Source organism: Amycolatopsis kentuckyensis (genome assembly GCF_002155975.1).
In the GTDB taxonomy this organism is placed as follows: Bacteria; Actinomycetota; Actinomycetes; order Mycobacteriales; family Pseudonocardiaceae; genus Amycolatopsis; species Amycolatopsis kentuckyensis.
In genome coordinates this window covers 1-6,103 of sequence record NZ_MUMI01000205.1, presented here as the reverse complement: position 1 = coordinate 6,103, position 6,103 = coordinate 1, and the positions used below count along the sequence as shown (strand labels likewise).

The 6,103-nt window shown below is 71.5% G+C and carries 5 protein-coding genes; 4 read left to right on the top strand and 1 reads right to left on the bottom strand.

Translation table 11 applies throughout. From position 1 onward, the window contains the following. A partial coding sequence (locus tag CCN39_RS20550) for a nitroreductase family protein (RefSeq protein ID WP_208630279.1) occupies positions 1–477 on the top strand: 477 nt, incomplete at its 5' end. A gap of 6 nt (positions 478–483) precedes the next feature. Here the strand turns inward: CCN39_RS20550 and CCN39_RS20545 are convergent. Continuing rightward, positions 484–1,122, bottom strand: a complete 639-nt coding sequence (locus CCN39_RS20545; RefSeq protein WP_086844331.1) for a response regulator transcription factor — start codon at positions 1,120–1,122, stop codon at positions 484–486. A 163-nt stretch (positions 1,123–1,285) separates the two neighbouring features. Here CCN39_RS20545 and CCN39_RS20540 point away from each other — a divergent pair, with 163 nt between their 5' ends. From CCN39_RS20540 to cydD, 3 genes are all read left to right on the top strand, one after another. Continuing rightward, positions 1,286–2,680: a cytochrome ubiquinol oxidase subunit I gene (locus CCN39_RS20540; protein WP_086844329.1), complete on the top strand. Its 1,395-nt coding sequence runs from the start codon at positions 1,286–1,288 to the stop codon at positions 2,678–2,680. A gap of 12 nt (positions 2,681–2,692) precedes the next feature. Further along, positions 2,693–3,712, top strand: coding sequence for a cytochrome d ubiquinol oxidase subunit II (cydB, locus tag CCN39_RS20535; protein WP_086844327.1), 1,020 nt, complete (start codon positions 2,693–2,695; stop codon positions 3,710–3,712). Next, a partial coding sequence (gene cydD, locus CCN39_RS20530; RefSeq protein WP_086844325.1) for a thiol reductant ABC exporter subunit CydD occupies positions 3,709–6,103 on the top strand: 2,395 nt, incomplete at its 3' end. The genes cydB and cydD, both read left to right, overlap by 4 nt.

Genomic DNA, 6,103 nt, shown 5'->3' with positions numbered 1-6,103 from the left:
GGCGTGCCCTTTGTGGACCAGCTCACGGACCCGGCTTTCCTGGCCGAGTGGCGACAGTGGACCGGCCGCGGTCCGGACAGCCGCGACGGTGTCCCCGAGTACGCGGCCGGGTCGATGCCCTCGAACAACGGCGGCTGGGTGCTGCGCGACTTCGGCTCCCGCGATCGCGGCCGGCCCGACGACTCCGAGCCCCTGGTCGTGGTCATCGGCTCCTTCGACGACACGAGGGCCGACCGGCTCCGGGCGGGACAGGCGATGCAGCGGGTCCTGCTGACGGCGACGGTGGCCGGGCTCGACGCGTCGTTCATCTCCCAGCCGGTCGAGGTGCCGGCGATCCGGGCGGAGCTGCGCCGGCTGCTCGGCGGGGGCCTGTGGCCGCAGATCGTGCTGCGCCTGGGCCGCGGCGCACCGGTGCCGTGGACGCCGCGGCGGTCGCTGGCGGACGTCCTGATCGAGCCGTCGAAGCTTGGCGCCTGAGCGGGCTCAGCCGCCCTGGTTGCGCAGCTCGGTGGCCAGGACGGCCGCCTGGGTGCGGCGTTCCATGCCGAGCTTGGTCAGCAGCCGGGAGACGTAGTTCTTGACCGTCTTCTCCGCCAGGAACATGCGCTCGGAGATCTGCCGGTTGGTCAGCCCCTCCCCGATCAGCTCCAGCAGTTTCCGCTCCTGGTCCGACAGGTCCGCGAGGGGTCCCTTCTTGGCCTGGCCTTCGCGCAGCTTGGCCATGAGCGCCGCGGCCGCGTGCGCGTCGAGCAGCGACTTGCCCGCGCCGACGTCCTGCACGGCCGAGACCAGGTCCATGCCCTTGATGTCCTTGATGACGAACCCGCTCGCCCCGGCCAGCACCGCGTCGAGCATCGCCTGCTCGTCGGTGAAGGAGGTGAGCATCAGGCACTTGAGCCCGGGCAGCTTGGACCGCAGCTCGCGAGCCAGCTCGATGCCGTTGCCGTCCGGCAGGCGGACGTCCAGCACCGCCACGTCCGGGTTCAGCGCCGGGATCCGGGCCAGCGCCTGCGACACGCTGCCGGCCTGGCCGACCACGGTGAGGTTCTCGTCCTCGTCCAGCAGATCGGCGACGCCACGGCGGACGACCTCGTGGTCGTCGACCAGAAACACGCGGAGCATCTCCGACCTCCTCCGAAACGGTTCGACGGGCTCCAGCGTACGACCACGAGGTCACCGGCGGCAGGGACCCGGGACCGTCCGGGAAGTGACCAAGGACCCTAAACCCGGACGCCCTCCGCACCGGATGCTCGCCGGGTAACCGCGAACGAGCAGGAGACCTTCGATGAGCGCCCTGGACCTCGCCCGATGGCAGTTCGGGATCACCACCGTCTACCACTTCATCTTCGTCCCGCTGACCATCGGGCTGTCCTTCCTGGTCGCCGGGATGCAGACGGCCTGGGTGCGGACCGGCAACGACCGCTACCGCCGGATGACGAAGTTCTGGGGGAAGCTGTTCCTCATCAACTTCGCCATGGGCGTGGCGACCGGCATCGTGCAGGAGTTCCAGTTCGGGATGAACTGGTCGGACTACAGCACCTTCGTCGGTGACATCTTCGGCGCGCCGCTGGCCATCGAAGGCCTCCTCGCGTTCTTCCTCGAGTCGACGTTCCTCGGCCTGTGGATCTTCGGCTGGGACAAGCTGCCCAAGAAACTCCACCTCGCCACCATCTGGCTCGCCTCGATCGGCACCGTCCTCTCGGCGTACTTCATCCTCGCCGCCAACTCCTGGATGCAGCACCCGGTCGGCTCGGTCGTGAACCCCGCGACCGGCCGCGCGGAACTCAAGGACTTCGGCGCCGTGCTCACCAACTCCACCGCCGTCGGCGCCTTCGCGCACACCATCACCGCGTGCTTCCTCACCGCCGGCATGTTCGTCGTCGGGATCAGCGCCTGGCAGCTGCGCAAGAACCGCTCGGCGGACGTGTTCCGGCCGTCGATGAAGCTCGCCCTGGTCACCGTGCTGATCGCCAGCCTCGGCGTCATCGTCACCGGTGACTTGCAGGCGCGGCTGATGACCGAGCAGCAGCCGATGAAGATGGCCGCCGCAGAAGCGCTCTACGACACCGTGGCGCCCGCGTCGTTCTCGCTGTTCACCATCGGCTCGCTCGACGGCTCGCAGGAGAAGTTCAGCATCCGCGTCCCCGGCGTCCTGTCCTTCATGGCCACCGGCCGCTTCGACGGCCAGGTCGAGGGCATCAACGACCTGCAGGCCGCCGAACGACGGCAATACGGGCCCGGCGAGTACCGGCCCGACATCCCGGTCGCCTACTGGACGTTCCGCCTGATGATCGGCTTCGGCTTCCTCTGCCTGCTGATCTCCCTGGCCGGGCTCTGGCTGTTGCGCCGCGGCCGCACCCCGCGCACCCGCTGGTTCTTCGCCGCCGCCACCGCCGGAATCGCCCTGCCGTTCCTGGCCAACAGCGTCGGCTGGATCTTCACCGAGATGGGCCGCCAACCGTGGTCGGTGTTCGGCGTCCTCAAGACCGCCGACTCGGTGTCGCCCACCGTCCCGGCGAGCAGCGTGCTGACCTCGTTGATCGTGTTCACCCTGCTCTACGGCGTCCTCGCGGTCGTCGACGGCGTCCTGATGGTCCGCTACGCCAAGGCCGGTCCCCCACCACCCGAAGCACCTGAGACCGAGACCGACGAGCCGCGCCCCGCGGCCTTCGCTTACTGACGGAGCACCGCCATGGCTCTCACCCACATCTGGTTCCTGCTCATCGCGGTCCTCTGGACCGGCTACTTCGTCCTCGAAGGCTTCGACTTCGGCGTCGGCACCCTGCTGCGGATCCTCGGCCACGACGACACCGACCGCCGCGTGCTGATCAACACGATCGGCCCGGTCTGGGACGGCAACGAAGTCTGGCTGCTCGTCGCCGGCGGCGCCACCTTCGCCGCCTTCCCCCTCTGGTACTCCAGCCTCTTCTCCGGCTTCTACCTCGCCCTGCTGCTCGTCCTGGTCGCGCTCATCCTGCGCGGCGTCGCGTTCGAGTTCCGCGGCAAGCTCGACAGCCCCCGCTGGCGCACCACCTGGGACTGGGTCATCGTCTTCGGCTCCGCCGCGCCCGCCCTGCTGTGGGGCGTCGCGTTCGGCAACATCGTCCACGGCGTCCCCCTCGACGCCCAGCACCACTTCACCGGCACGTTCTTCACCCTGCTCAACCCCTACGCCCTGCTCGGCGGCCTGGCCACGCTCAGCCTCTTCACCTTCCACGGCGCGGTGTTCCTCACCTTGAAGACGACCGACGCGCTGCGCGACCGGGCCCGGACACTGGCCCGCGCACTCGGCGGCACGGCGATCGTGTTCGGCGGCGTCTTCCTCACCTACACCGCGATCGAACACGGCGGTTGGGCGTGGCTGTCGTCGGCGCTCGCCGCGGCCCTGCTCGTCGCCGCGGTGCTGTTCGCCACCGGCGGGCGGGACGGGTTCGCCTTCGCGAGCACCGCCGGCGCGATCATCGCCGTCACCTTCACGCTGTTCTGGTCGCTCTACCCGAACGTCCTGCCCTCGACCACCGACCCCGCGTTCAGCCTCACCACCACCAACGCGTCCTCGACGCCCTACACGCTGCAGATCATGACCTGGGTCGCCGTCGCGTTCACCCCGATCGTGCTCGCCTACCAGGCCTGGACCTACTGGGTGTTCCGCAAGCGGATCAGCCGCGCCTCCATCCCCGCCGGCGGCGGCCTGCCCGTGGCCGGCCGGTGAAGCCCCTCGACCCGCGCCTGCTGCGCCACGCGAGCGCGGTCCGACCGTTCATCCTCGCCAGCGCCGCCCTCGGTGCGCTCACCGCGATGCTGGTACTCGCCCAAGCCGAACTGCTGGCCAAGACCATCACGTGGACCTTCCTCGACGGCTTCGCGCTCCGGAACCTGCAGGTCCCGCTCGGCCTGCTCGTGCTGGTGGTGCTCGCCCGGTCAGCAATCGCGTGGGTGTCGGAGACGACCGCGCACCGCGCCGCTGCCCGGGCACTGTCCCAGCTGCGGGAGACCGTGATCGCGGCCGCGCTGCGCATCGGGCCGCGCCGGGCCGAACGCTCCCCCGCCGAAGTCGCGTCGCTGGCCACCCACGGCGTCGACCGGCTGGAAGGCTACTTCGCGCGGTACCTGCCGCAGTTGCTGATCGCCGCGGTCGTGCCGCTGGTCGTCGGGGTGCGGATCCTGCTCGCCGACTGGGCCGCCGCGGTGATCGTCGGCCTCACCGTGCCGCTCATCCCGGTCTTCATGATCCTCATCGGGCTCTACACCCAACGCGACGTCCAGCGGCAATGGCAGACGCTTTCCGTGCTGGGCAACCACTTCCTCGACCTCGTCGCCGGGCTCGCCGAGCTGACCGCGTTCGGCCGGGCACGGGCGCAGATCCGGTCGTTGCGGGAGATCACCGGGCAGTACCGCACGCACACCATGCGGACCCTGCGAGTGGCGTTCCTGTCCGCGCTCGCCCTCGAACTGCTGGCCACGCTGTCGGTCGCCCTGGTGGCCGTGTCGATCGGGCTGCGCCTGCTGGCCGGGGAACTCGACCTGCAGACCGCGCTGGTCGTGCTGATCCTCGCCCCGGAGGTCTACCTGCCGCTGCGGGCGGTCGGCGCCCGCTTCCACGACAGCGCCGAAGGCCTCGCCGCCGCCGAAGAGATCATCGCCCTCGCCGACACGCCCACCGGCGACACCGGCACCCGCGTCGTTCCCGACCTCACCCGCGTGGCGCTGCGCTGCGAAGACGTCACCGTGGAAGGCCGGTCCGGACCGATTCTCGACGGGTTCAGCCTGCGCCTGCCGCCCGGCGAGGTCGTCGGCTTGACCGGCCCGAGCGGCGCGGGCAAGTCGACGCTGCTCGATCTCCTCCTCGGCTGGCGGCGGCCCGACAGCGGCCGGATCGTCGTCGGCGACACGGACCTGACCGAGATCGGCCGCGCGACCTGGCACCGGCACCTGGCCTGGGTCCCACAGCAGCCGCACCTGGTCGCCGGAACCGTGGCCGAGAACATCCGCCTCGGCTCCCCCGACGCCACCGACGACGCCGTGCTCGCCGCGGCCGACACCGCGGCCCTCGACGTCCCGCTGTCCACTGTGGTCGGCGAGCTGGGCGCGAGGCTGTCGACCGGGCAGCGCCGCCGCGTCGCGCTGGCCAGGGCGGTGCTGCTGGACCGGCCGTTGATCCTCCTGGACGAGCCGACCGAGGGCGTCGACGCGGAAACCGAGTCGGCCATCCTCGAGCGGCTGCCGAAGGTGCTCGCCGGGCGGACCGCCGTCATCGTCAGCCACCACCCGGCGGTGCTGGCCCGCTGCGACCGGGTCATCTCCCTGGGTGAGCCGGTCGTCCTTCCCGCGCCGCCGGCCGCGGTGTCGCCACGGCCCATCTCCCGGCCGGCGGCCGCACCGACCGCCACCGAGTCCACTGTGGACGTCCCGAGGTGGCGCCCGTTGCGCGCGGCGATCCGGCCCCACCGGCTCCGGCTGGCCCTGGCCTGCCTGGCCGCGACGGCCGCGCTGGGCTGCGGAGTGGCCCTCACGGCGACGTCGTCCTGGCTGATCGCGAGCGCGGCCCTGCACCCGCCGGTGCTGAGCCTGATGGTGGCGATCGTCGCGGTGCGGACGTTCGGCCTGGCGAAGGGTTTGTTCCGCTACGTCGAGCGGCTGCTGTCCCACGACGTCGCCCTGCGCGCACTGGCCGAGCTGCGGGTGCGAGTCTGGGCACAGCTGGTCCGGATCGGCCCGGCGGGCACGACGCGGCTGCGCCGGGGCGACCTCCTGCACCGACTCGTGTCCGATGTGGACAGCCAACAGGACGTCCTGGTCCGCGGGCTGGTCCCGGGTGTCTCGACGTTCCTGGTCCTCACGGCGACCGCCGTCACCCTCGGCCTCGTCCTGCCGGGCGCCGGTCTCGCCGCGGCGCTCGGCCTGGCCGTCGCAGGCGTCTTGGCACCGCTCGTCGCGGCCCTGGCCGCTCGGCGGGCGCAGCGCGAGACGGCCCGGCTGCGCGCGGACCTGACCGCGGGCACGGTGGAGCTGCTGCAGGCGTCGGCCGACCTGATCACCCACGACGCCGCGGTCCGGCGGCACGGCCGGCTGCGCGACCTCGACGCCGCCCTGACCGCCCTCC

Excerpts from the sequence above, each read along its gene's own strand:
- CCN39_RS20540 (WP_086844329.1), top strand. The coding sequence starts at position 1,286 with ATGAGCGCCCTGGACCTCGCCCGATGGCAGTTCGGGATCACCACCGTC.
- CCN39_RS20545 (WP_086844331.1), bottom strand. The coding sequence starts at position 1,122 with ATGCTCCGCGTGTTTCTGGTCGACGACCACGAGGTCGTCCGCCGTGGC.
- cydB (WP_086844327.1), top strand. The coding sequence starts at position 2,693 with ATGGCTCTCACCCACATCTGGTTCCTGCTCATCGCGGTCCTCTGGACC.